The organism is Frankia sp. AiPa1, assembly GCF_023243075.1.
Lineage (GTDB): Bacteria > Actinomycetota > Actinomycetes > Frankiales > Frankiaceae > Frankia.
Genome location: NZ_JALKFZ020000176.1, coordinates 92,737 through 113,900, shown reverse-complemented (window position 1 = coordinate 113,900; position 21,164 = coordinate 92,737). Strand labels below are relative to the sequence as shown.

Annotated in this window: 19 protein-coding genes and 2 tRNA genes; 16 read left to right on the top strand and 5 right to left on the bottom strand. The window is 70.4% G+C overall.

The window, feature by feature from the left end; genetic code table 11:
* The first annotated feature begins 7 nt into the window (after positions 1-7).
* The 6 genes from MXD95_RS22230 to MXD95_RS22205 all read left to right on the top strand — a co-directional run bounded on the left by MXD95_RS22230 (position 8) and on the right by MXD95_RS22205 (position 7,468).
* A complete protein-coding gene (locus tag MXD95_RS22230) occupies positions 8-853 on the top strand; it encodes an HAD family hydrolase (protein WP_250642623.1) in 846 nt (281 codons plus the stop codon).
* Positions 850-3,267: a glycoside hydrolase family 65 protein gene (locus tag MXD95_RS22225; RefSeq protein ID WP_250642622.1), complete on the top strand. Its 2,418-nt coding sequence runs from the start codon at positions 850-852 to the stop codon at positions 3,265-3,267. Before MXD95_RS22230 ends, MXD95_RS22225 begins: the two co-directional genes overlap by 4 nt.
* A 71-nt stretch (positions 3,268-3,338) precedes the next feature.
* Positions 3,339-3,412 (top strand) — tRNA-Gly (locus tag MXD95_RS22220).
* A 553-nt stretch (positions 3,413-3,965) separates the two neighbouring features.
* Positions 3,966-4,712 carry a 1-aminocyclopropane-1-carboxylate deaminase/D-cysteine desulfhydrase gene (locus tag MXD95_RS22215; protein ID WP_250642621.1) on the top strand — a complete coding sequence of 249 codons (747 nt, stop codon included), beginning with the start codon at positions 3,966-3,968 and terminating at the stop codon, positions 4,710-4,712.
* Positions 4,713-5,097: 385 nt separating this feature from the next.
* Positions 5,098-6,453 (top strand): carbohydrate kinase family protein, encoded by a 1,356-nt coding sequence (locus MXD95_RS22210; protein WP_250642620.1) that lies wholly within the window; start codon positions 5,098-5,100, stop codon positions 6,451-6,453.
* Between the two features lie 142 nt (positions 6,454-6,595).
* Positions 6,596-7,468: a PIG-L deacetylase family protein gene (locus MXD95_RS22205; RefSeq protein ID WP_250642644.1), complete on the top strand. Its 873-nt coding sequence runs from the start codon at positions 6,596-6,598 to the stop codon at positions 7,466-7,468.
* A 21-nt stretch (positions 7,469-7,489) separates the two neighbouring features.
* Here MXD95_RS22205 and MXD95_RS22200 read toward each other — a convergent pair whose 3' ends face one another.
* Entirely contained in the window at positions 7,490-8,902 is a 1,413-nt protein-coding gene (locus MXD95_RS22200) for a glycosyltransferase family 4 protein (protein ID WP_250642619.1), read from the bottom strand.
* Between the two features lie 928 nt (positions 8,903-9,830).
* Here MXD95_RS22200 and MXD95_RS22195 point away from each other — a divergent pair.
* The 6 genes from MXD95_RS22195 (at position 9,831) to MXD95_RS22170 (ending at position 15,328) form a co-directional block, all read left to right on the top strand.
* Complete coding sequence (locus MXD95_RS22195; RefSeq protein ID WP_250642618.1) at positions 9,831-10,733, top strand: class II glutamine amidotransferase; 903 nt, start codon at positions 9,831-9,833, stop codon at positions 10,731-10,733.
* Between the two features lie 222 nt (positions 10,734-10,955).
* Positions 10,956-11,822, top strand: coding sequence for an LLM class F420-dependent oxidoreductase (locus tag MXD95_RS22190; protein WP_250642617.1), 867 nt, complete (start codon positions 10,956-10,958; stop codon positions 11,820-11,822).
* A gap of 129 nt (positions 11,823-11,951) precedes the next feature.
* Positions 11,952-12,398: a hypothetical protein gene (locus MXD95_RS22185; RefSeq protein ID WP_250642616.1), complete on the top strand. Its 447-nt coding sequence runs from the start codon at positions 11,952-11,954 to the stop codon at positions 12,396-12,398.
* A 161-nt stretch (positions 12,399-12,559) separates the two neighbouring features.
* Positions 12,560-13,264 carry a GAF and ANTAR domain-containing protein gene (locus MXD95_RS22180; protein ID WP_250642615.1) on the top strand — a complete coding sequence of 235 codons (705 nt, stop codon included), beginning with the start codon at positions 12,560-12,562 and terminating at the stop codon, positions 13,262-13,264.
* A gap of 214 nt (positions 13,265-13,478) precedes the next feature.
* Complete coding sequence (locus tag MXD95_RS22175) at positions 13,479-14,570, top strand: ABC transporter ATP-binding protein (RefSeq protein WP_250642614.1); 1,092 nt, start codon at positions 13,479-13,481, stop codon at positions 14,568-14,570.
* The gene (locus tag MXD95_RS22170) at positions 14,567-15,328 is read left to right on the top strand and encodes a hypothetical protein (RefSeq protein ID WP_250642613.1); all 762 of its coding nucleotides are present in this window, start codon (positions 14,567-14,569) and stop codon (positions 15,326-15,328) included. Before MXD95_RS22175 ends, MXD95_RS22170 begins: the two co-directional genes overlap by 4 nt.
* Positions 15,329-15,510: 182 nt before the next feature.
* On the opposite strand, the gene MXD95_RS22165 is transcribed toward MXD95_RS22170, so the two are convergent.
* Positions 15,511-16,110: a hypothetical protein gene (locus MXD95_RS22165; RefSeq protein WP_250642612.1), complete on the bottom strand. Its 600-nt coding sequence runs from the start codon at positions 16,108-16,110 to the stop codon at positions 15,511-15,513.
* 172 nt (positions 16,111-16,282) lie between these two features.
* On the opposite strand from MXD95_RS22165, the gene MXD95_RS22160 reads away from it, so the two are divergent.
* Positions 16,283-16,612, top strand: coding sequence for a hypothetical protein (locus MXD95_RS22160; RefSeq protein ID WP_250642611.1), 330 nt, complete (start codon positions 16,283-16,285; stop codon positions 16,610-16,612).
* Between the two features lie 347 nt (positions 16,613-16,959).
* Positions 16,960-17,048: transfer RNA gene (locus MXD95_RS22155), tRNA-Ser, on the top strand.
* A 234-nt stretch (positions 17,049-17,282) separates the two neighbouring features.
* Here MXD95_RS22155 and MXD95_RS22150 read toward each other — a convergent pair.
* Positions 17,283-18,176 carry an MmyB family transcriptional regulator gene (locus MXD95_RS22150; protein ID WP_250642610.1) on the bottom strand — a complete coding sequence of 298 codons (894 nt, stop codon included), beginning with the start codon at positions 18,174-18,176 and terminating at the stop codon, positions 17,283-17,285.
* Positions 18,177-18,443: 267 nt separating this feature from the next.
* Between MXD95_RS22150 and MXD95_RS29735 the strand changes: the two genes are divergently transcribed.
* On the top strand, positions 18,444-18,812 hold the full coding sequence (locus tag MXD95_RS29735) for an FDXHR family putative zinc-binding protein (RefSeq protein ID WP_518456029.1): 369 nt from the start codon (positions 18,444-18,446) through the stop codon (positions 18,810-18,812).
* Positions 18,813-19,155: 343 nt separating this feature from the next.
* Positions 19,156-19,743, top strand: coding sequence for a hypothetical protein (locus MXD95_RS22145; protein ID WP_250642609.1), 588 nt, complete (start codon positions 19,156-19,158; stop codon positions 19,741-19,743).
* A gap of 102 nt (positions 19,744-19,845) precedes the next feature.
* Here the strand turns inward: MXD95_RS22145 and MXD95_RS22140 are convergent, their stop codons facing one another.
* Both MXD95_RS22140 and MXD95_RS22135 read right to left on the bottom strand, forming a co-directional pair.
* On the bottom strand, positions 19,846-20,310 hold the full coding sequence (locus MXD95_RS22140; protein ID WP_250642608.1) for a DUF3817 domain-containing protein: 465 nt from the start codon (positions 20,308-20,310) through the stop codon (positions 19,846-19,848).
* Positions 20,307-20,879 carry a hypothetical protein gene (locus MXD95_RS22135; protein WP_250642607.1) on the bottom strand — a complete coding sequence of 191 codons (573 nt, stop codon included), beginning with the start codon at positions 20,877-20,879 and terminating at the stop codon, positions 20,307-20,309. The genes MXD95_RS22140 and MXD95_RS22135 overlap by 4 nt, the downstream gene beginning before the upstream one ends.
* Positions 20,880-21,164 lie beyond the last annotated feature (285 nt).

Here is a 21,164-nt window from a genome sequence, read left to right as displayed (position 1 = left end):
GAGAACCATGCTCGGGCTACCCGATCGCGTCACAGCATGCCTGTTCGATCTCGATGGTGTACTGACGAACACGGCCACCGTCCACGCGGCAGCGTGGAAGGAGATGTTCGACGAGTTCCTGGAGAACTGGGCTCGCCGCAGCGGCGAGCCGTTCGTTCCCTTCGACATCGACCACGACTACGCCGACCACGTCGACGGCCGGCCCCGCGTCGACGGGGTCAGGGCGTTTCTCGCCTCGCGTCATATCGGGATTCCCGACGGGACATCCGATGATCCACCGTCCGCGCTGACGGTGCACGCGCTGGCGACGCGGAAGAACATTCTGGTCCAGCGGCGGATCCAGGCCGACGGAGTCGAGGTCTACCCCGGCTCGGTGCGCTACCTCAAGGAGCTCGTCGCCCGGAGTGTGCCGCGCGCCGTCGTCTCCTCGAGCGCGAACTGCGTCGAGGTGCTGCGGGTCACGGGGCTCGACGCCCTGGTCGACCAGGTGGTGGACGGGGTGGTCGCGTCCCGTGAGCATCTGCCCGGCAAGCCCGCGCCGGACACGTTCCTCGCCGGCGCCCGGATCCTGAACGTGCCGCCCGGGCAGGCGGTGGTTTTCGAGGACGCCCTGGCAGGGGTCCAGGCCGGGCGGGCCGGTGGGTTCGGGTACGTGGTGGGTGTCGACCGGGTCGGTGCGGGACACGCCGAGGCGCTGCGCAAGCACGGTGCCGACATCGTCGTGCGGGACCTCGCCGAACTGCTTGCGCCGGGTCCCGGCGCCACCCACCCGTCCGACCCGTCCGACCCGACTCATCTGTCCGGTGGGTCCAGTGCCCCTTCCTCGGCAGCCCCTGCACGTGGCCGGGCATGATCGACAAGGCGAGCTACCTGATCGAGCCGTGGGCGCTGCGGGAGTCCGGCCTCGACGCCGATGATCCGGGCCGATCCGAATCCCTGTTCGCCCTGTCGAACGGACATATCGGCCTGCGCGGGAATCTTGATGAGGGCGACCCGCACGGCCTGCCTGGCAGCTACCTGAACTCGGTGCACGAGCTGCGGCCATTGCCGTATGCGGAAGCCGGATATGGATATCCGGAATCCGGGCAGACGGTCATCAACGTCACCAACGGCAAGCTGATCCGTCTCCTCGTGGACGACGAGCCGTTCGACGTGCGGTACGGGGAACTGCGCTCGCATCAGCGGGTGATCGATTTCCGTGAGGGTGTCCTGCGCCGCGAGGTGGAATGGGCCTCGCCAACCGGCCAGATCATTCGGGTGCGTTCGGAGCGGCTGGTCTCGTTCTCGCAGCGGTCGATCGCCGCCTTCTACTACGAGGTCGAGGCGGTCGACGACCCGGCGCGGGTGGTGGTCCAGTCGGAGCTGGTCGCCAACGAGCAGCTCCCGGTGTTCAAGGGGGATCCGCGGGCCGCCGCGGCCCTCGAGTCGCCGCTGGTCTCCGAGCTACACCGCGCGGACGGTACGAAGGTCGAGACGCTGCACATCACCCGCAACAGCGAGATCCGGGTGGCAGCGGCGATGGACCATCACTTCGACGGTCCGGAATCGCTCGGGATCTACACCGAATGCGAGCCGGATGGCGGCCGGGTCACCGCGACGGTCGTCCTTCAGCCGGGTCAGAAGCTGCGGATGGTCAAGTGGCTCGCCTACGGCTGGTCCGAGCAGCGCTCGCTGGCGGCGCTGCGTGACCAGGCAGCCGCCGCGCTGGTCGCGGCCCGCCAGACCGGCTGGTCCGGGCTGGTCCAGGAGCAGAAGGAGTACCTGGACGCCTTCTGGGAGCGGGCCGACGTCGAGGTCGACGGCGACCCGGAGGTGCAGCAGGCGGTCCGGTTCGCGCTGTTCCACGTCCTGCAGGCGGGGGCGCGGGCCGAGCGGCGGGCGATCCCGGCCAAGGGGCTGACCGGGCCCGGCTATGACGGGCATGCCTTCTGGGACTCCGAGTCCTACGTCCTGCCGGTGCTCACCTACACCGCACCGGACGCCGCCCGGGACGCGCTGCGCTGGCGGCACGCGACGCTGCCGCTGGCCCGGGAGCGGGCCAAGCTGTTCAACCTGCAGGGCGCCGTGTTCCCCTGGCGGACCATCCACGGCGAGGAGTGCTCGGGGTACTGGCCCGCGGGCACGGCGGCCTTCCACGTCAACGCCGACATCGCCGACGCCGTGGCCCGCTACGTCAACGTCACCGAGGACGAGCGGTTCGAACGCGAGGCGGGCCTGGAGCTGCTCGTCGAGACAGCCCGGCTGTGGCGGTCCCTCGGTCACCACGACCTGGACGGACGTTTCCGCATCGACGGGGTGACCGGCCCGGACGAGTACTCGGCGATCGCCGACAACAACGTCTACACCAACCTGATGGCGCAGCGGAATCTGCTGGCCGCCGCCCAGGCCGCCCGCCGCCACCCGGACAAGGCCGCCGAGCTCGGGGTGAACGCCGAGGTCACGGCCTCCTGGCGGGACGCCGCCGAGGACATGTTCATCCCGTACGACCCGCATCTCGGCGTCCACCCGCAGTCCGAGGGCTTCACCGAGCACGAGGTGTGGGACTTCGAGCACACCGCCGCGGAGCAGTATCCGCTGTTGCTGCACTTCCCCTACTTCGACCTCTACCGCAAGCAGGTCGTCAAGCAGGCGGACCTGGTGCTCGCGATGCAGCGCTGCGGCGACGCGTTCACCCACGACGAGAAGATTCGCAATTTCGCCTACTACGAGGGGCTGACGGTTCGGGACTCGTCGCTGTCCGCCTGCTGCCAGGCGGTGCTCGCGGCCGAATGCGGCCATCTCTCCCTCGCGCACGACTACCTGCGCGAGGCCGCCCTGATGGACCTGCACGACATCGAGCACAACACCCGCGACGGCCTGCACATCGCCTCCCTTGCCGGCAGCTGGATCGCGCTGGTGGAGGGATTCGGCGGGCTGCGCGACACCGGAGAGGTCATCGAGTTCTCCCCACGGCTGCCCGAGGGCATCACCCGGCTCGCCTTTGGCCTGTGCGTCCGGGGCCGTCACCTGCGGGTCGAGGTGTCCGACGCGACGGCGACGTACACCGTGTCCTCCGGTCCGGCGATGACGTTGCTACACCACGGCAAGACGGTACGTGTACAGCCAGGCGAGCCGGAGAGCCTGGAGGTCCCGCCGGCTCCGGTCCTCGACCGCCCGAAACAGCCGGCGGGTCGCGAGCCACTGCGCTCGCTGCGCCCCAGCGGCAGCGGCTCCCAGCCCGCAACGACCACCACCCCGGCGCGCCTGGGAGGCGCCGTCGACGGCTGACCCGCTGGACGACCTGCCAGGGCCGGCCTGTCGCGACGGGCCGGCCATCCGGTACGATGCGGATGCACTACGCGGGCGTAGTTCAGAGGCAGAACACGAGCTTCCCAAGCTTGCAACGCGGGTTCGATTCCCGTCGCCCGCTCCACTGATGCAAGCTTCTGACGCCGAACGCGGCTACACCTGCGGCATGCGTCTTCTCCGGTCCGCTCACTTTCTCCCGCAGACCATGATGATCCTTCACGGCAGACCCGCCGGTTCCCGCCCGATCCCGGGTCGGTTCCCGCTCGATCCCGGGTCGGTTCCCGCCCGATCTCCAGCTGGTTCCGTTCCTGCCCGATTCCCGATCGGGCTCGGGCCAGTGTCGGCTCGGGGCCACGTCTGACGTCCTCGGTGGCACGTAGACCGCCCGGCGGGCCGCGTGGCCGCCTTCCAGCCTCCGATTGCCGTCCGTGCACGGTGTCCCTGCCATCACCATCAGCTCCGGCCGTCACGACCAGCGAGCCCTCTCCCCACCGCCGACCCGCCACCGCCCTCCTCGCCGCCATGCGTGACGACGGCTCGGCCTTCGCAACTCTCCATGTCGCTTCTACAGGGTCACAAACGAACAAATCGGACGAAAAACCCGGGAAAGGCGACATCTTTCCTCATCACCCTCGCCACCACCCCCGAGGGCCATCACGGAAAGTGAGATTGGCTCGGTGAACCCGGGCGCGAGCGGGAGATCTGTTCAGGGTCACGAGCGGATCGATACGTTCGGCGGGGCCTATTCCAATCATGTTCGGGCGGTGGCCGCGGCCGGGAGAATCCTTGGGATCGGCACGGTCGGAATGATCCGGGGTGAGGAACACCTGCCGCTCAGCCCCTCGCTCGCGGCCGCGAGTGAAGACGGGATGAAGCTGCACTACGTCGACCGTGGCGAATACCGCCGGAAAACAGCTCAGGAATTCTTGGACCAGCTCTCGGCGCGGTTTGGAAGATTCTATCTGATTCCCGAGGGCGGCTCGGACGCGCTCGGGGTGCGCGGCTGCGCCGAAATCGCGGCGGAACTGGACGCGGAGTACGACACGGTGATCTGCCCGTGTGGCACTGGCGGGACACTCGCCGGGCTCAGCTATGGGCTTGACCAGCGTCCCGGCGGCAGAACGCGGGCGGTGGGAATCGCCGTGCTCAAAGGCGCCGCATATCTGCGTGACGAGGTCCGGCGGCTACAGGGTGAGGCCTTTGGCGAAGTTACCGGAAACTGGACGGTTGAACTCGACTATCACTTCGGAGGGTTCGCCAGAATGCCAGCCGAACTCATGGCCTTCGCGGCTGGCCTGGAGCGGCGGCATGGGTTCGCGGTGGAGCGCGTCTACGTCGCGAAGATGCTTTTCGCGGTTGTGGACATGATCAGGAGTGGGCGGTTCGAGGGCGGCCAGTCGATTCTTGTTGTGATCACGGGCTAGCTGGTTGCCCGGCGGGGGAAATCCGGACGGGTGCCACGCGGCCCGCCTTTCCGGCCGTCGCCGTCTGATCGCGGGGTGGCGCCCGGTCGGGATGGTCGGTGAGATCGATCCGTCCGGTCTCGCAGGGCGATCCGGCAACGTCTGCCTACGGACGAGATCGACGCGGTGAAATTTTCAAGCAACGGAACGTACTGAGTGTCTGGTACTCGGCTATCCTGCGGTGACTGTTCGGTATTCGTGTTGGGGCATTAAAAGAGAGGATTTCGGGTTCAACTACGGTGGCCACGGAGCGTCGGTTCGTGCGGTTCTCGCCACGGATCGGCCTGCTTGCCCGAGACAGTGGCGGGTGACGAAGCCCGCAGATCACGAGCCGCACGGGGGATGTGTGAGGACCACGGGCGCCCGAGAGGTCGGCGTGGACGACGCCGGCGAGTGCGAGCGCGAGCGCGACGAGTGTGATCCCTGTGCCGACAACGGTGTCGGCGGCTGGGAAACGGGGCCGGCGAGGTTCCTGGTCGCCGGGGCGTTTGTGCTGGACTGCCTGATCAGCGCCTCGGGGCTGCCGTCCTGGGGTGCCGATCTGCGGGCCGACGCGATGCGGACGGTCCCGGGGGGCAAGGCGCTCAACCAGGCGGTCACGCTGGCGCGGCTCGGTGGACGGGTTGCCGCCGTGGGATCGGTGGGCCGAGATTCGGTCGGCGCGGCCATCCGGTCGGTCCTGGCGGCCGACGGGGTGGACGTGTCGGCGATGCCGGTTCGTAGCGGAGCCTCGACACCCGTGTGCGTCGTCCACAGCCGAGCCGATGGGGAGAAAGCCGTCGTCTGGCGGGTCCCGGACGAGCTGGCGGCGACGGCGGCCGACCTCGATGAGGCGGCCCGCGCCCTGAGCGGCGGCGGCGGTGGCGGGGCCCTGGGTGGTGATCGCGGTGGTGGTGGTGACGGCGGTGGTGACATCGACGCGACGGTGGTGACGTTCGAGTTCCCGCACGCGGCCGCCGACCTGGTCGCCGCGGCGGCCAGGCTGGGGCGATGGGTCGTCGTCCATCCCGCGCCTGCGGCGAGTCGGCCCGAGCTGGTCCGCGCCATGCCCTGGGACCTGGTGGACGTACTGGTGCCGAACGAGGCCGAGGCACGTGCGCTGCTGGTCGGCCATCCCGGCGCGAACGGTCCCGCGGGACAGCTCGCCGACGCGCTCGCCGAGAATCTCGGGGTGCCCACCGTCTGCGTCACGCTCGGCGCACAGGGATGTGTGCTGCACACGATGGAGGCGGGCCCCGGCGAGCGGAGCTCGTCCCACCCGGCGCCGACGGCCCAGGTCGTCGACACGACCGCGGCGAGTGACGCGTTCACCGCGGTGTTCACCGCGCGGCTGGTGGCCGGCGACTCGCCGCGGGCCGCGGTGCACGCGGCGCAGCGGGCGGCGGCCCTCACGATCGGCCGCGCCGGGGGCTACGAGGCCCTGCCCAACCACGCCGAGTTGCGGGAACTCCTGGCGGCCCGGTCGGCTTGCCTCATCCCGGGCATCCCCGTCCCACAGTTCCTCGTCCCACCCGCCCTTCTCTCGCCCGCCCCCGTCCCGCGCATCCCTGCTGCCCGAGCTCCCGGACCGTCCCCCGTCGCGCGAACCGCGGCTGCGCGTGGCGCGGGACCGCGTGGTGCCGCACCGCGGAGTGCTGCCGCGCGCGGGGCCGGCCTGGGCGCGGCAGCCGTGCGCGCCGGCGTGCCCCGTGGGTCGCGCTGACGCCTGGTGTCAGGTCCGACGCTGCCTGCGTCGGGGCCGGCGACGAGTGGCGCTATCGTCGGCACATCCTCGTCGGATGGTGGCGTTCGTCGGATGAGTGCACCGTGCGCGGGGAACAGCAGAGGGGGAGGCGGTGGCGAGGATGACCTGGCAGTCGATGCCGCGCGACCCGCGGGCCGCGCGGGCGGAGGCGATGATGCTCGCCCGGTCGGCGTTGCGGTGGGTGTGGACGCGGCGCGGGACCGACGTCACCACCAGCATGGCCCGGTCGTCGTGCCTGGTCGTGGCGCCGCATCCGGATGACGAGACGTTGGGCTGCGCGGTCGCGGTGATACGCAAGCGGGCGGTCGGGACGCCGGTGACGATCGTCATCGTCAGTGACGGATCCAAGGCGGAGCCGGTGACACTGCCGCCCGACGAGCTTGTCGAGGTGCGGGAGGCCGAGACCCGCCGGGCCTGCGCGGTGCTCGGTGTGACCGAGACCGACGTGCTGTTCCTCGGCTTCCCCGACTCGGAGCTCGGTGGCTCGCTGGACGCCATCGCCAGCCGGCTGGCTGAGATCATCCGGGCTCGCCGTCCGGCGCAGATCCTGGTGCCGGCCTCCTGCGAGGGCCATCCTGATCATGACGCGACCCACGATGCGGCGACCCAGGCCGCGGCCGCGGCAGAGTTCACCGGGCAGCTCCTCGAATACACAGTGTGGTTCTGGACGCACTGGCCGTGGACGCGGGGATACGGCACGCGAGACCGGTCGGCCAACCGACTGCTGTTCGAACCCGTTCGCCGGCTGCGCGAGGGCCGCCCGCTGCTCGTCGATGCGCGCGGCCTGCGGGAACGCCAACGCCGGGCGCTTGCCGAGCACGCCACCCAGGTGGGCACCGGCGATCCGGGCGACGTTCCGGTGACCGGTCCGCTGCTCGCGACGCTGCGTAGCCGGCACGAGGTGTACGTCGAGGCCGGCGCGCTGCACCACCTGGACTTCCCCCGACCCTGGCGGGACACCCCGCCGGGCTGATCACCGCCGGGCTGTGCGCCCTCAGACCGGCCCGTGGACGCCCCGGGATGGATTCTGACGTGCGAGCTCCGGCGGCTGGATGGGAGCCGGCGCCCGGAGCGGCTCGGGCTCGGCCGGGAACACGGCCGGTTGGGTGGAACCGGCGGCCAGAGCCATTGCGGCGCCGGCGGATCGGCGGCTGCGCGACGTGGGCGGGCGAGCGGCGAACCGGGCGATCGCGTACCGGTATGCCTCCTCCTTGCGGCGGGCGATCGACATGGGGTCGATCTCGGCGACGCCGACGCGCCCCTGGGTACCGACGGCGGCGGCATGGGCGGGATGGAGCAGGTACGGCGCGAGTGCGTCGGCGAGCGCCCTGGCATCGCCCACGGGAACGGCGGCGCCACCACCCCAGCGCTCGACGAACGGCGCGATACCCGTGCGCTTGGTCGTCACCACCGGACGGCCGGCGGCCATCGCCTCGGCAGCCGCGATCGAGAAGCTTTCGAACCGGCTCGGCACGGCGACGACCCGGGCCCGTCGATAGATCTCCCGCACCTGGTCGGCACCGAGGTGCCCGGTGAACTCGACGTCCAGGCCGAGCAGGCGGGCCCGGCGTTCGAGCCAGGTGCCGGCGGGCACGCCGCCGATCTCGCCGGCCGGCCGCCCGGCGAGCACCAGCCGATGTTCCACTCCGGCGGCCAGTAACTGGGCGGACGCGTCCAGCAGCACGTCGACGCCCTTGTAGGCCTCCAGCCGGCCGACCGTGGCGACGACCGGACGGGTGTCACGTACGTCGGGGATGCCAAGCCACGGCATGGCATCGAACGGGTTCGGGATCACCTCGACCTCCCGTCCGTCCAACCAGCCGCGGTCCCGCAGTGTGTCGACGAGCAGCTGGGAGGGGGAAGTGACCACGTCGGCCTTGTCGGCGGACACGCGGTCCAGCCGGTCGGCGAGGCGCCCCTTCGGGCCGATCGGCGCGCCGGCGAGCCGCACCGTCAGCATCGTCGGGCAATGCAGGTGGATGGCGAGCGGCCGGCTGTGGGCCATCGCCTGCAGCAGACCGCGGGTCTCCCCGTCCTGGGTTTCGATGACGTCGGGACGCAGCCCGAGCTGGCGCAGCCACACTGTGTAGGACAGGGGCAGGCTGGCGCGCAGGCTGATCGAGTCACGCGGGTACAGGGGCCCACGCAGCCAGGTACCGACCGGCCCGAGCCCGCGGCTGATCGGCACGCGCAACAACGGACGACGGTGGACGTGCACGCCGTCCTGCACGGTGTCGACAACGCGATGCCCCTGGGCACAGACGACATGAACCTCGTGCCCGAGCTTTGCCAATGCGGTCGCGAGCGTCGCCGTGTAACTACCTGCCCCGTCCCAGACCACCGGTGGAAACTGTTCACACAGGAACGCGATGCACAGGGTGCGCCGCGAACGGATGGAATCCGCCATGTGTCTCCGTCCCACCACCCGGCGCCGACACGTGCAGGTCACGTGGGGGCAATGTCGGGGCTACGGTACTCCGGCCGCGTGGACGGAGCAGCGAATCCTGGGTGAACGTAGCCGGCGATTTAACCGCCTTGGGCAGGTTGCGGCAGCCTATGCCCAGTGTTGACCATGGTTGCCGACCTGCCGGTGCGTACCCCGATTGGGTTGATCATGGACGTATGCCCTGATCGTCGGGGCTGTATGTACGATTCATCCCGCTTAAGAGCGTCATTCTTGCTTGGTAGCAATGCCGGGTGGCTTGGTTGTCTCATAAATGCGAACACGACAATTACGTCAATGTATACACCCGATGACGGCCACCTGCACGAACTTGGGCGTTCCTGGATCCTTCGGGTGTCCTGACGCGCCCGGCCGGCGAGGTGGTGGCTGCGGGTGCGGCGGGGGGTCTGGTAGCCGTCTGGGCCCCAAACCCGCAGCACAGCGGCAGTGGCCCGAGTGCCCGGCGGATGCGATGGTCGGTTGCCTCGCGGGTCGGGGAGGGTGGCGGCCTGATGGTGGTACCTCAGCGGGAGGAGGGAACCGGAGCTGGGGCAGAGGGGGCGGCGGGTGGCTGTTGGCTGCGCGGCCACCGTCCGGCGGCCGAACCGGATGGGCTGGCCACTCCATGTTCTTCTGTTGCGCAGCGAGTGATGAAACGAAACGAAACTATGGCTGAGTGGACCCGCCTGTTGGCGTTACGCGCGGAGCCCAGGCCGGCCCGACGGCCGACCTGGGCTCCCGGTGACGGGAATGCCGGGTGTCGGGAATGTCGTTCGCTCTCGGGCATGGCCGTCACGCGGAGGGGAACAAGAGCTTTCGAGGCCGGGGGTCGTCAGGGCCCAGCGTGTGGCGTCGAGGTCGTGAGATGTCGAGGTGAGGGGAGGAGACGCCGATGTGCCACCTGTTCGCGATGAGCAGCGGGCCGACGCCCATCAGCGCGACGTTCTGGTTGTTGGACGCGGTGGACAGCCCGCGCGCGGCCGCCCGTCGTCCGCCGGACGGCGCCGGCGCCGGCGCCTTCGATCCGGACGGGTCGCCCCTGGTCGTGAAGCAGGCGATCCGCGGCCGGGCGGACACAGTGCTCGCCCGGGAGCCGCAGGAGATCACGTCGACGACCTTTGTCGCGCACGTGCGGCACGCCTCGACCGGGCGCGCCAGCGATGAGAACACGCATCCCTTCGTTCGCGACGGCCGGATCTTCGCGCACAACGGGGTGATCGAGGGGCTGGATCGGCTGGCTGCCGAGCTCGGCCCGGCCGGGTCCGACGTGCGGGGCGACACCGACTCCGAGCTGTACCTGGCCCTGATCACCCGGGAGATCGACCGGCACGACGGGGATGTCGGGGAGGGCATCGCGTCCGCCGCCCGCTGGATCGCGGGCAACCTGCCGATGTACTCGATCAACATGGTCCTGCTCGCGGGCCGGGACCTGTGGGCGCTGCGCTACCCGGACACCAACAGCCTGTACGTGCTGCGCCGCGGCCCGGGCGGGCGCAACGCGCGCCATCTCGACCACGCTAGCCCGTTCAGCGAGATCCGGGTTCGCTCCCTGGATCTGCTCGATCTCCCGGCAGTGGTGGTGGAAAGCGAGCGGATGGACGAGGATCCGCGCTGGCGCCTGATGGACAGCGGCGAGCTGCTGTGTGTCGCCGCGGATCTGACGATGACCTCCCGGCTCGTCCTGGACGGCCCACCGGCGCGTCAGCTTGCCCTGGACGAGCTGCGGCCGCAGGCTGCCGCCTCGCAGACCACCGCGGTCCCCGAGCATCCGGTCACCACGGCGTCCGCCCGGTAACGGCGCGGTATCCACGGACTGGGAGTCCAGCCGAGGTCCAGGGGCCTGAGGGGCAGGGCCCAGGAGCCGGGAGGCCGGTGGGCACCCGATTCGGACGGACGAGACACCCGGGTCCTTCAGCCCGGGGAAACAGGCCGACATAGCCGGCGTGTGCTCGGGGTAGCAATCGTGATGGGCTGTTGATGCGGACAGTCGCAGTTCCCTGTGCGGAAGGGGCTCGTCGTGGTACTTGAGGTCGGCAGAATCGGGCTCTGGGCAGCTCAGCGGCAATGGCCGACGGACGTCCGGACACGGACGGAGATCGCCGTCGAGGTGGCGGCGATGGGCATCCCGACGGTATGGATCGGTGCGGCGGGCGGGGACCTGGAGCTCCCCGCGGCCATCCTGGATGGCACTGAAGGGCTCGTGGTCGGCACGAGCATCCTGAACATCTGGACGGAGAAGGCGGACGTCGCCGCGGACCATTACGCGATGCTGGCCAAGGCGCACCCGGACCGGCTGCTGCTCGGGTTCGGGGTCGGCCATCGGGACCCGGTGGAGCGGGCGACCGGTCGTCCCTGGGAGAAACCGGTCGAGGTGCTGCTCGACTATCTCGACACCCTCGATGAGCTCGGCGTCCCGCGGGAGGACCAGGTGCTCGCGGCGCTCGGGCCCAGGATGCTCGGCGTCGCCGCGGATCGGACCGCGGGCGCGGTGCCATATCTCGTCACTCCCGAACATACCCGCAGGGCCCGGCAGATTCTCGGCCCGGACCGGCTGCTCGCCCCCGAGCAGCGGATCGTGTTCGCCACCGATGCCGGGCAGGCCCGCGCGATCGCCCGGCAGAGCCTGCGGCACAGCCTCGGGCTGCCGAACTACGCGAACAACCTGCGCCGGCTCGGCTTCACGGACGCGGATCTCGCCGACGGAGGCTCGGACCGGCTCGTCGACGCGCTCGTCGCCTGGGGTGACGACGCGGCGATCCGGGCCCGGATCGCCGAGCACCACGCCGCGGGGGCGGACCATGTCGCCATCCAGGTGATCACGGATACCCCGCGGGAGCTGCCTCGGGCGCAGTGGGCCCGGCTGGCGGAGGTGATCAACGGCTGACGGCCTCTGCCGGTCCGCGAGCTGGTGCGATACTCTGTCCAGCAACCGATCAATTCGCCTGCCCTGTGTCTGCGGCCGAGTCACGGAGAGTGACGCATGCCCGCAGACGGAACCGGGATTCCCCGGTCAATGGGACACGAACCGGGTGGCGAGCCCCATGGCGCTACCGCAATTCCCGCGGCCAGTGCCGCGCAGGAGGCGACCCCGTCCCCAGCAGCACCGTCCCTGGCAGCACCGGCGGGTGCCGAGGCCGCGGCGGTCACCGTCGACGGCGGGTCCGAGCTGGTCGCGAGCCTGATGGCCGGGATGAGCGCCGGCGAGCGTGAGCATCTCCTCAAGATGATCAATTCGTCGATCGAAGCCGAACGCTCGGCCGCCTTCGACGGCACCGTGCGCCGCCAGGTCGACGTCGGAGTGCGCCGTCGTCGTTCGTCCCGGCTCGAGCCGGACGACGCAGACGACGCGATCCGCCCCGCTGGCACGGCTGACCCGCACGGCCACGCCGCCACCGCCGAGTCGGGCGGGCCCGCGACGCGGCGCGGCGGTGCCTCGTCGCTGGACAACGCCGGTGCCTAGCCGCCGAGTCGGCAGCTAGCCCGCGCGGAGGTCCGGCAGGATGAGTCGAGCGCGACGGAGCCGCCGGCGGCCACCCGACCTGTCCCGGGCCGCCGGACGGCAGCGGGATGGCCCGTGCGGATGTCCGGCGTACGGCGGGCCGTAGAGGCGGGAGCGCGATCGTGGAGATCGACAAGGTGCGGCTGGACGCCAGTCTTGCCCGGCTGCACCACCTGGCGCCCAGCCAGGTCGAACTCGCCAAGCTGGTGAGTGAGGTCGTCCGGGCGGTGACTGAGATCTTCGATCTCGCCGGCGCGGGGGTGCTGCTCGTCGATGCCGATCGCGCCCTGCGCAGCATCGCCGCCTCCGACAGCACGGGAGCACTGCTCGAACGGCTCCAGGAGGAGTTCGGCGAGGGGCCATGCGTCGAGTCGTTCATCGTGGACGAGATCGTCGCGTCGAACGACGTCGCGCGGGACGACAGGTGGCCCCGGGTGGGGCCAGCGCTGACCGCGGGCGGCGTGCGAGCGGTCCTCGGTGTTCCGGTCCGGCTTGCCGGCGGGCCGATCGGCACGCTCAACGTCGCCGACGACCAGGCCCGAGCCTGGACCGACAGCGAGCGGGACGCGATCGTGCACTTCGGCGGGGTGCTGGAAAACCTGTTGCTGGCCGGTCTCGTCGCCGACCGCAACGATCGGCTGGCCCGGCAGCTGCAGTACGCGCTGGATTACCGGGTCCCGATCGAACGTGCGGTGGGTTATCTGATGGCGACAATGCGCACCGACCCGGTGACGGCATTCGAGCGTCTGCGGCGGACGGCGCGGGATGAACGCCGACGGGTGTCGGAACTCGCCGAGGAGATTCTCACCGGCCGTCGCGTTCTGTGAGGCGGTCCGGGCCGCTGGGCGGCGGGCTGTACCGTCGGGTCGTGTCGCCGGGCCCTGTCGCCATGCCGACACGGCCCGCAGGGCCGCAGGCCTGGTCGGATCGAGGACGGTTCCGCCACGATGGGCCTGTGGCCCACGGGTAGGCGCCCTGCGGCGGTGAGCGGTGTGTGGCGCTGGCTGCCGCGTGCGGACAGATACCCGTCGAAGGAGACGAATGATCGAGGCACGAGGCCTCACCAAACGGTACGGACGTACGGTCGCCGTCAACGACCTGTCCTTCGCGGTGGCGCCAGGCAAGGTGACCGGATTCCTCGGGCCGAACGGCGCCGGGAAATCCACGACCATGCGGATGATCCTCGGGCTGGACAACCCGACTGCGGGCACCGTGCGTATCAACGGCAAGCGGTACGCCGACCTGCGCCATCCGATGCGTCAGGTGGGCGCCCTGCTGGACGCGAAGTGGGTGCATCCCAACCGGTCCGCCCGCTCGCATCTGCGCTGGATCGCCGCCGCCAACCGCATTCCCGTCAAGCGGGTCGACGAGGTGCTGGCGACCGTCGGGCTGACCTCGGTGGCCGGAAAGCGCGCTGGCGGGTTCTCCCTCGGCATGTCGCAGCGCCTGGGCATCGCGACGGCGCTGCTTGGCGACCCCGGCGTTCTGCTGTTCGACGAGCCGGTCAACGGGCTGGATCCCGAGGGGATCCTATGGATCCGGCAGTTCATGCATCGGTTGGCGGACGAGGGTCGCACGGTGTTCGTCTCCAGCCACCTGCTGTCCGAGATGGCGCTCACCGCGCAGGACCTCGTCGTCATCGGCCGCGGGCGGCTGATCGCGCAGACCAGTACGCGGGAGTTCATCGACAACGCGTCCGAATCCGCGGTGCGGGTGCGCGGGCCCGAGATCGAGCGGCTGCACGGCGCGCTCGCCGGCCAGGGCCTCACTGTCCGGGACGTGCCGGCCGGTGCCGAGGGACCGGCCGCGCTGCTGGTCCCGAACGCCACCACCGAGCAGGTCGGCGAGCTGGCCGGACAGCTCGGCCTGGTGCTGCACGAGCTGACGGCGCAGCGCGGTTCGCTGGAACAGGCCTTCATCCAACTCACCGGGCAGGACGTGGAGTACCACGCTGGAAGTCCCGCCGGTCCGGGTGGTCCTGGCGGTCCGGACGGTCCTGTCGGTCCTGTCGGTCCTGTCGGTCCGGCGGGGCCGGGCGGCGCGGGAGTGACGGTGCCGCCGCCGGTTGGCAGCGCGGCCGCCGGGGGTGCGTCCGTCGGGGGCGCGGGGACGCAGGGAGGCAACGCGCGATGACGCTGCTCACCGTGGAACGGATCAAGCTGTTCTCCACCCGCTCACCGTGGTGGTGCATGATCCTCGCGACGGCGCTGACGGTGGGGCTGACCTCTATCTTCGCCGCCACTACCAAGACGAAGGACCTGCCCGACTTCACCCCGGACGTCACGCAGTTCGCCTACAACTTCGGGCTCGTCGTGATGATGGTGATGTCGACCCTCGCCGTCACCACGGAATACCGGTTCAGCACGATCCGCACGACGTTCCTCGCCGAACCCCGGCGCACACCGGCACTGGTGGCCAAGGGCATCGTCGTAGCGGGGCTGGCCGGGATCGTAGGCGAGATCACCGCCGTCGGCTCCTGGGGCATCGCCCGGCTGATCCAGCCGGACGCCCCGCTGGCGCTCCATTCGGCCCAGGAATACCGCAATGTGTTCGGTGTCGGCCTGGTGTACCTGTTGGCCTCGGTGTTCGCGATGGCTGTCGGCCTGATCGTCCGGCAGTCGGCTGGCGCGATCGTGATCGAGCTCGTCTATCTGTTCCTGCTCGAGAACCTGCTGCCGGCGATCCCGCGGATCGGCGACCACATCCAGCACTGGCTTCCGTTCACCGTCGGTGACAATTTCGTCGTCGCCGGGCACCCACACCACTCGGACGGCCCGCCGGTGATCGATGGGATGCCGCTGGGTCCCTGGGGTTCGCTGGTCTACTTCGCCGCGGTCTGCGTCGGCCTGTTCGTGATCGGCATCATCTTCGCCAAGCGACGCGACGCATAGGCCGGGCCACCCCGGTGCGGCAAAGATCGTCACCACAAGTGGCGATCTTGAGGATCGTATGCCCGTTTCGCTGACACGGAGTTGCATCGGACTGGCTACGCAGCGGTGCCGAAGGTTTGGTGCGGATTGAGGGCCAAAATGCTTCACTAACCTTCGGCAGGATTGGATCACGACGCTTCTGGTCAGGGGCCTGGGCCCCACGGGTCGCGGCCGGCGCGGGTTCGCTCGCGGGCCTTCATCCGCGCCTCGTGGACGTGCCGTTGGCCGCCGGTCAGCCGGCGCCGGACCTCCTCGTCGACCTCGACGAACGGCCGGTAGTAGAGATCGTCGTACTCCTCGACGATCTGGAACGTCCAGCGGCCGTCCAGGACGTTTCGGCCGAGCAGCCGTTCGCGGAGCAGGTCCGCGCTCCGGCGATGGCCGGAGTTCGTCAGCTGGTCGACGGCGTCGCCGAGGACCAGGTCGGCGTGCCCGGAAAGCTGATGGAACTCGTACAGCGCACCCCGGGCCCGTTCGACCCACTCCAGCGCCTCGCTGAGCCGACCGACCGCTTCGGCCGTGTCGTCGTCCAGGGCCTCCCGGGTGCGGTGGTGCGAGCCGCAGCCTGAGGGCGGGTACCCGCGCGCCTGTCCATCCGGCGCCTGTCCATCCGGCGCCTGTCCATCCGGCGTCCGCCTGCCCGCCGTCGGTTCGGTCGCCAAACCGTCGAGCCCGGCATCATCCGGATGGGCGCGCGGGCTGTCCGCGTGGTCATCGGTGCTGGTGGGCGCGTATCTGCTCACCTGGAGAAGATGCCCCTACCGCGTCGCGCCAACACCGCCGAAGGGGTTCCGGCAACACCGCCGTTTCCGTGGCGGATGTCCGTCGCTGCCGCCGTCTGCTGGCGGAGTCAGGTCATCTGTAGGGGTTGCCGCGCCTGCTGCGGGTTGATCGGCATTGTGCGATGATTCGGTGGTGGACAGCCAGGTTGGGCAGGCTGATTGGATCTTTCTGCTCGTGCTCCAGTCCACGAACATGCTCGGGCAAGGGCCGCTGGTGACGTTTGTGCGCCGCCGGCACGGCGAGTCTGCGGGCACCGTGGCAGTCGCTGTCGTGCAGGCCGCCTATGCGTTGGCGTTCACCCTCTGGGCATCGATCGTCTGGGGATTCTTTTGGTGGGGTGCCGGGAGCGGCACGGTTGCACTGTTGACTGCTTTGGGGACGTGGCTGTACCGCCGGCGCGGCACGATGCGTTCGGTGTCGGTCGGGTCAACCGTTACTCCTGAGCCGCGTGAGCAGGCATAGCGGTTCCGTTCTCCGCGGCTCCGTCTGGATACGGGTTGAGTTTTGCTGGCTGGCCACAGACAGTCGTGTCGCCTTCGACGAGACGTCCGGCCTGCCTGTCGATGATCGTCCAGAAGTTGAACGCTCACAACCCTCACGATCGAGCTGACCACCAACGTCCGCGGCCGGACGGATGACGACGTCCCGCGGCGGGCGGCTCGATCGAACAGGCCCTCGGCACACCCGGCGCCGAAGCTGCGATACTCGACCATGACCACACGGCCGGCGACGGCGCGGACGGTCACGCGGAACAGGCACGGAACGGCCCTACGGACGATCGGGGTCAACCGGGCTGAAACCGCAGGTCAGGAGGGCTCGCCTAGTGGCCGATGGCGACGGTCTTGAAAACCGTTATGGGGAGTGATCCTCATCGTGGGTTCGAATCCCACGCCCTCCGCTCCACCGAGGCCGCGTGCCCCGAAGCCGCAGGTCAAGAGGCTGCCAGTGCGGGCCTCTTGGCGGGGTATCACCCCCGCTGGCCCTGACTGGCCCTGACCGTTCCCGGCCTCTCCCTGCCCACGGCGTGCCTAACGATCGTGCTGTGCCGAGCATCGTCGGCGAGCCTCCCGTCGACGCCGGCGGGTTGCTCGGCGGACTGTTCGCCGTGGCGCAGTCGGCGAGGGCCGAGCGGTCAGCCTGCGTTGTCCCGGCGGGCGGCGGCGTCGGCGAGGGCTCCCGCGGTGGCCGCATCCGCGGGCAGGAAGAGCTCGATCGCCAGCTCCGAGACGGTCACGTCCGTCGGGTTGTTGAACGTCGTCATCGCCGAGACGAACGTGAGCACCTGGTCGGCGACGCGGATGCGCAGGGGCAGGGCCAGGGGAACGCCTGCGTCGGCCGGCCGGGCCGGCCCTGCGCCGTCGCGCGAGTGAGGATCCTCGGGCAGCTCTGGTGACTGGTCGGGGAGCGGATAGGCGGACACCTCGTCATACAGGGCGTGCAACGGGGACGGAGCCGGTGAGATCATGGCTCGACGCATCGTCCCCAGCAGATGTTCGCGCCACTGCGCCAGGTTCACGATCCGCGGTGCGAGCCCCCGGGGATGCAGGGCCAGGCGCATCAAGTTCACGGGCGGGCGCAGCAGTTCCTCGGTCACGCCGGCGAGCAGATCACGGGCGGCGCGATTGGTCATCGCGATGTCGAACGGCCCGTGCAGGACGAGCGCCGGGTGGGGCTCGCACGCGGCGAGCAGGTCGACCAGGCCCCCACGTACGGCGGCCATCGCCGGATCATGCAGGGGTGTTTCCGGAAACACCGGAGCGTAGCCCGCGGCGAGCAAGAGCGTATTGCGCTCACGCACCGGCACCTCCAGGTGATCGGCCAGTCGCAGCACCATCGCCTTGCTGGGCAGTGCCTTGCCTGTCTCGACGAAGCTGATGTGACGCGCCGAGCTGTCCGCCCGAAGTGCTAGTTCAAGCTGACTAAGCCGGCGCTGTTGACGCCATCGCCGCAGCAGTGCGCCCACCCCCGCAGAGGTGCCCCCACGCGGTGCGGCGCCCGGCCGGTCGTCGCCGACGGTGTTCGTCATAGAGGCGACCGTAGCCAGTCAGACCGGCGCTGGTCGTTCTCGCGTTCGGTTCTGGGTGTCATCATGTTCCGGAATTGTGTGTGTTGTGTCCTGCGACGCCTGCCGTGGGTGCCCCGCGACGTCAACTGGAAAGGTTGCGCAAGATGCCCGGAGTGGGGGGATTGGCCCGGGGATGGTGCCCCCCGACATCTCCTTGCTGGATAAACACCCCGAAGACTCGACACCCGGTTGCGTGACGCTTGTGCTGGTCTGCGACAGGATGACCGGGTGCCTCCCCGCCGGTCGTCATCCCCGCGCGCGATCCCGGCCGCCGTTGCCTCGACCCGGCGCCCTCGCGCGATTTCCGTGACCCTTCACTCTGATGCGAATGCGGCCAGTCGGCAGCCGGCGTTGCCGATCCAGGTGCCGCGCCGCCGGCAGCCCGAGGTCGGTCCGCGTGGACCGGTCACGGCGAGCTGTGCCGGTTGTGACGCGCGGTGGACAGACGCGGCCACCACCCACTGCGGTTCATGCCATCAGTCCTGGCCGACTGTGGTCGGCTTTGATGATCATCTTGTCGACTGCCCGGCGCACCCGGTCATCGCGGCCCGGCGGGTCCGGTCGGCGGACACATCCGCCCAGGTGGCCGTCGGCTGACAGCCGCCCCGCGTGGCGTGTCCCGTCGGACCGAACGCGCGGGGGAAGGCGGTTCTTCGCGCGGGCCGATGCCCCGGGACCTGCCCGTCGCCGTCGCGGCCTGACGCCGTTCTGCGCGAGATCGTCCTGACTATCGACGACCGCGGTCGGTGACGGTCGCGGTCCGCATCGCCAACCGTGCGGCCGGCGGACGGTCGCGTCGAGGCACGGATGGTCGATCCGGTGGTGAAGCTGTTACGTTCCGGCGCGGGAGGACCCGTGACCGTCGATCCCCGGCGCGTTCGGCCGAGTGCGGGCCGGGGCGTGCCGGTGCCACGGCCGGGCACAGCGGACGGAGGGATCGATGACAGTCTGCGGGCTGGTCCGGCTGGACGGCGTGAACGTGCGGCGGGCGGTACTGACCGCGATGCTGGCCTGCTCGGCCCGGGGGCTGCCGGCCGCGCGTGGAGTTCATCTCGACGGCGTCTTTGGCGCGGTCACCGCTGCCGACCCGGATGCCGACCCCACACCGCCGGGCGCCGTGGACGACGCGGGGCTGGTGCTGATCACCGATCGTGCGCCGCGCGCATCGGGCCCGCACCGGTCGGGGCCGCGTGAGCCGGCCGCCCAGCGAGGCCGCCGGCCGGCGCTGATCGCCGCGGGCACGCGGACGGTGACGGTCGCGTGGGAACCGTCCCGGTCACGTCTGGCCCTCACCCGTCCGGCGGGAGCTCGCACCGAGATGATCATCTGGACGGATGGTCGGGTGTTCGCCTTCGGTACCGAGTTGGATCAGGTCCGGGCGGCGGTGCGGCCCAGCGCCAGCGCGGGCCGGCCGCGCTGGCTCGGTCGCGGGGAGGTCCTCACCGTCGCGGTGCCGGTGCGCCGGCCCGGTCTGACGGCCGTGCGCCCGCCCACCCCCGGCCCGAGCCCGCTGGCTGTGGGCCGGTAGGTGCTGTAGGCCCGGAGGTGCTGTGGCCCGAGAGGTGCTGTGGCCCGGCAGGTGCTGTGGGCCGGCAGGTGGCTGTGGGCCGACCAGCGCTGAGGTGGTGGATCAGCGAGTGGTGGCTTCGGCCGCCCCGCCCGCACCCACGCCCACGCCGCCCGCCGCGCCGGAGCCCGGGCCAGGGCGGCCGGGCGTGGCCGGCTTCGCCGCGTCGGCGAGGTACTGTCGGCGGACCATCCCGGTGACCTTGCGCTCGGCGACGAACGACAGGAACGGAATCGTTCCGGCGAGCATGACCAGCACGGCACGTACGAGCGGGATCCGGCACCGGGTGGCCAGATCGTAGGTGGCGGCCAGGTAGACGATGTAGAGCACGCCATGCACCGGCCCCACGATGGCCACGACGGCCGTGCTGCCCGCGGCGTACTTCAGCGGCATGCCGATACAGACCAGAATGATCAGTCCCACGCCTACCACGTAGGCGATGGCCCGGTAGCGAAGCAGGGCGCCACGGACCGCGGCCGGGGCGCAGCGCCCTGCGGCCGAGGGAGAGGACGAGGGGATGGCCGTCATCGGCGGGCTCCGTTGATCTGCGGTGAGGTGTCGACCTGCGACGGGGCGCTGATCTGCGCAGGGGTGCTGACCGGTGGTGCTGGGGTGGAGGCAGCCGCCGAGGTGTCCAGCTGCTTCGGGGACGTGCGCGCCGCGACCGCCCGCAGGGTGTCCTGGCGCGCATCGCGCTCGTACAGCGCGGCGAGATAGTGGTTGTAGGCGATGACCTCTTCGTCCTCGTCGTCCACCAGCGCCGCCGCCGCGCCTGACTGGCCGCCCGCGGTGAGCATCCGGGGGCTGCCGGCGGCCTGCCAGTGCGGCGTCTCGGGGGCGATCCGCCCGCCCACACCCCACTGGGGCCCGCTGTCGTCGGGAGGCGAGAGCGCCTCCTTGATCATCCGGAACCACCAGTAGAGGACGAAGATGGCGAAGATCGGCCACTCGATGCCGTAGAAGAGGTTCTGCATGGTGCCCTGGGGAGACTCGCCCTTGGTGAACTGCCAGATGCCCATCCGGATGAACACGGCGACCAGGGTCAGCGCGAGGAGATGACGCGCGATCCACGAGGGTGCAAACAACAGCCGGCGCACAGAGACGACGCTACCCCTCGGCTTCGATCTGGCGTCGCCGTCGTGGTGACGCACACCCACCCCTGGGTGCCGTTCACCCCTGAAGGTCGTCGATGTGCCGCCGGGGCGGCGGGGGCTGGCCGGCCTTGGCCTGACCGGCCAGCCCAGATACCGCATGACGGCCCGCTTGCCCGGCTGGGGGGGGTTAGTCGGACGAATCGGGCCGGAACGCCAGCCGGGCCACCTGGCGCGGGGACCGGTTGGGATGTTCACTCTCTAGTCGGCTGGTGAGGGTCGCAGGGTTGT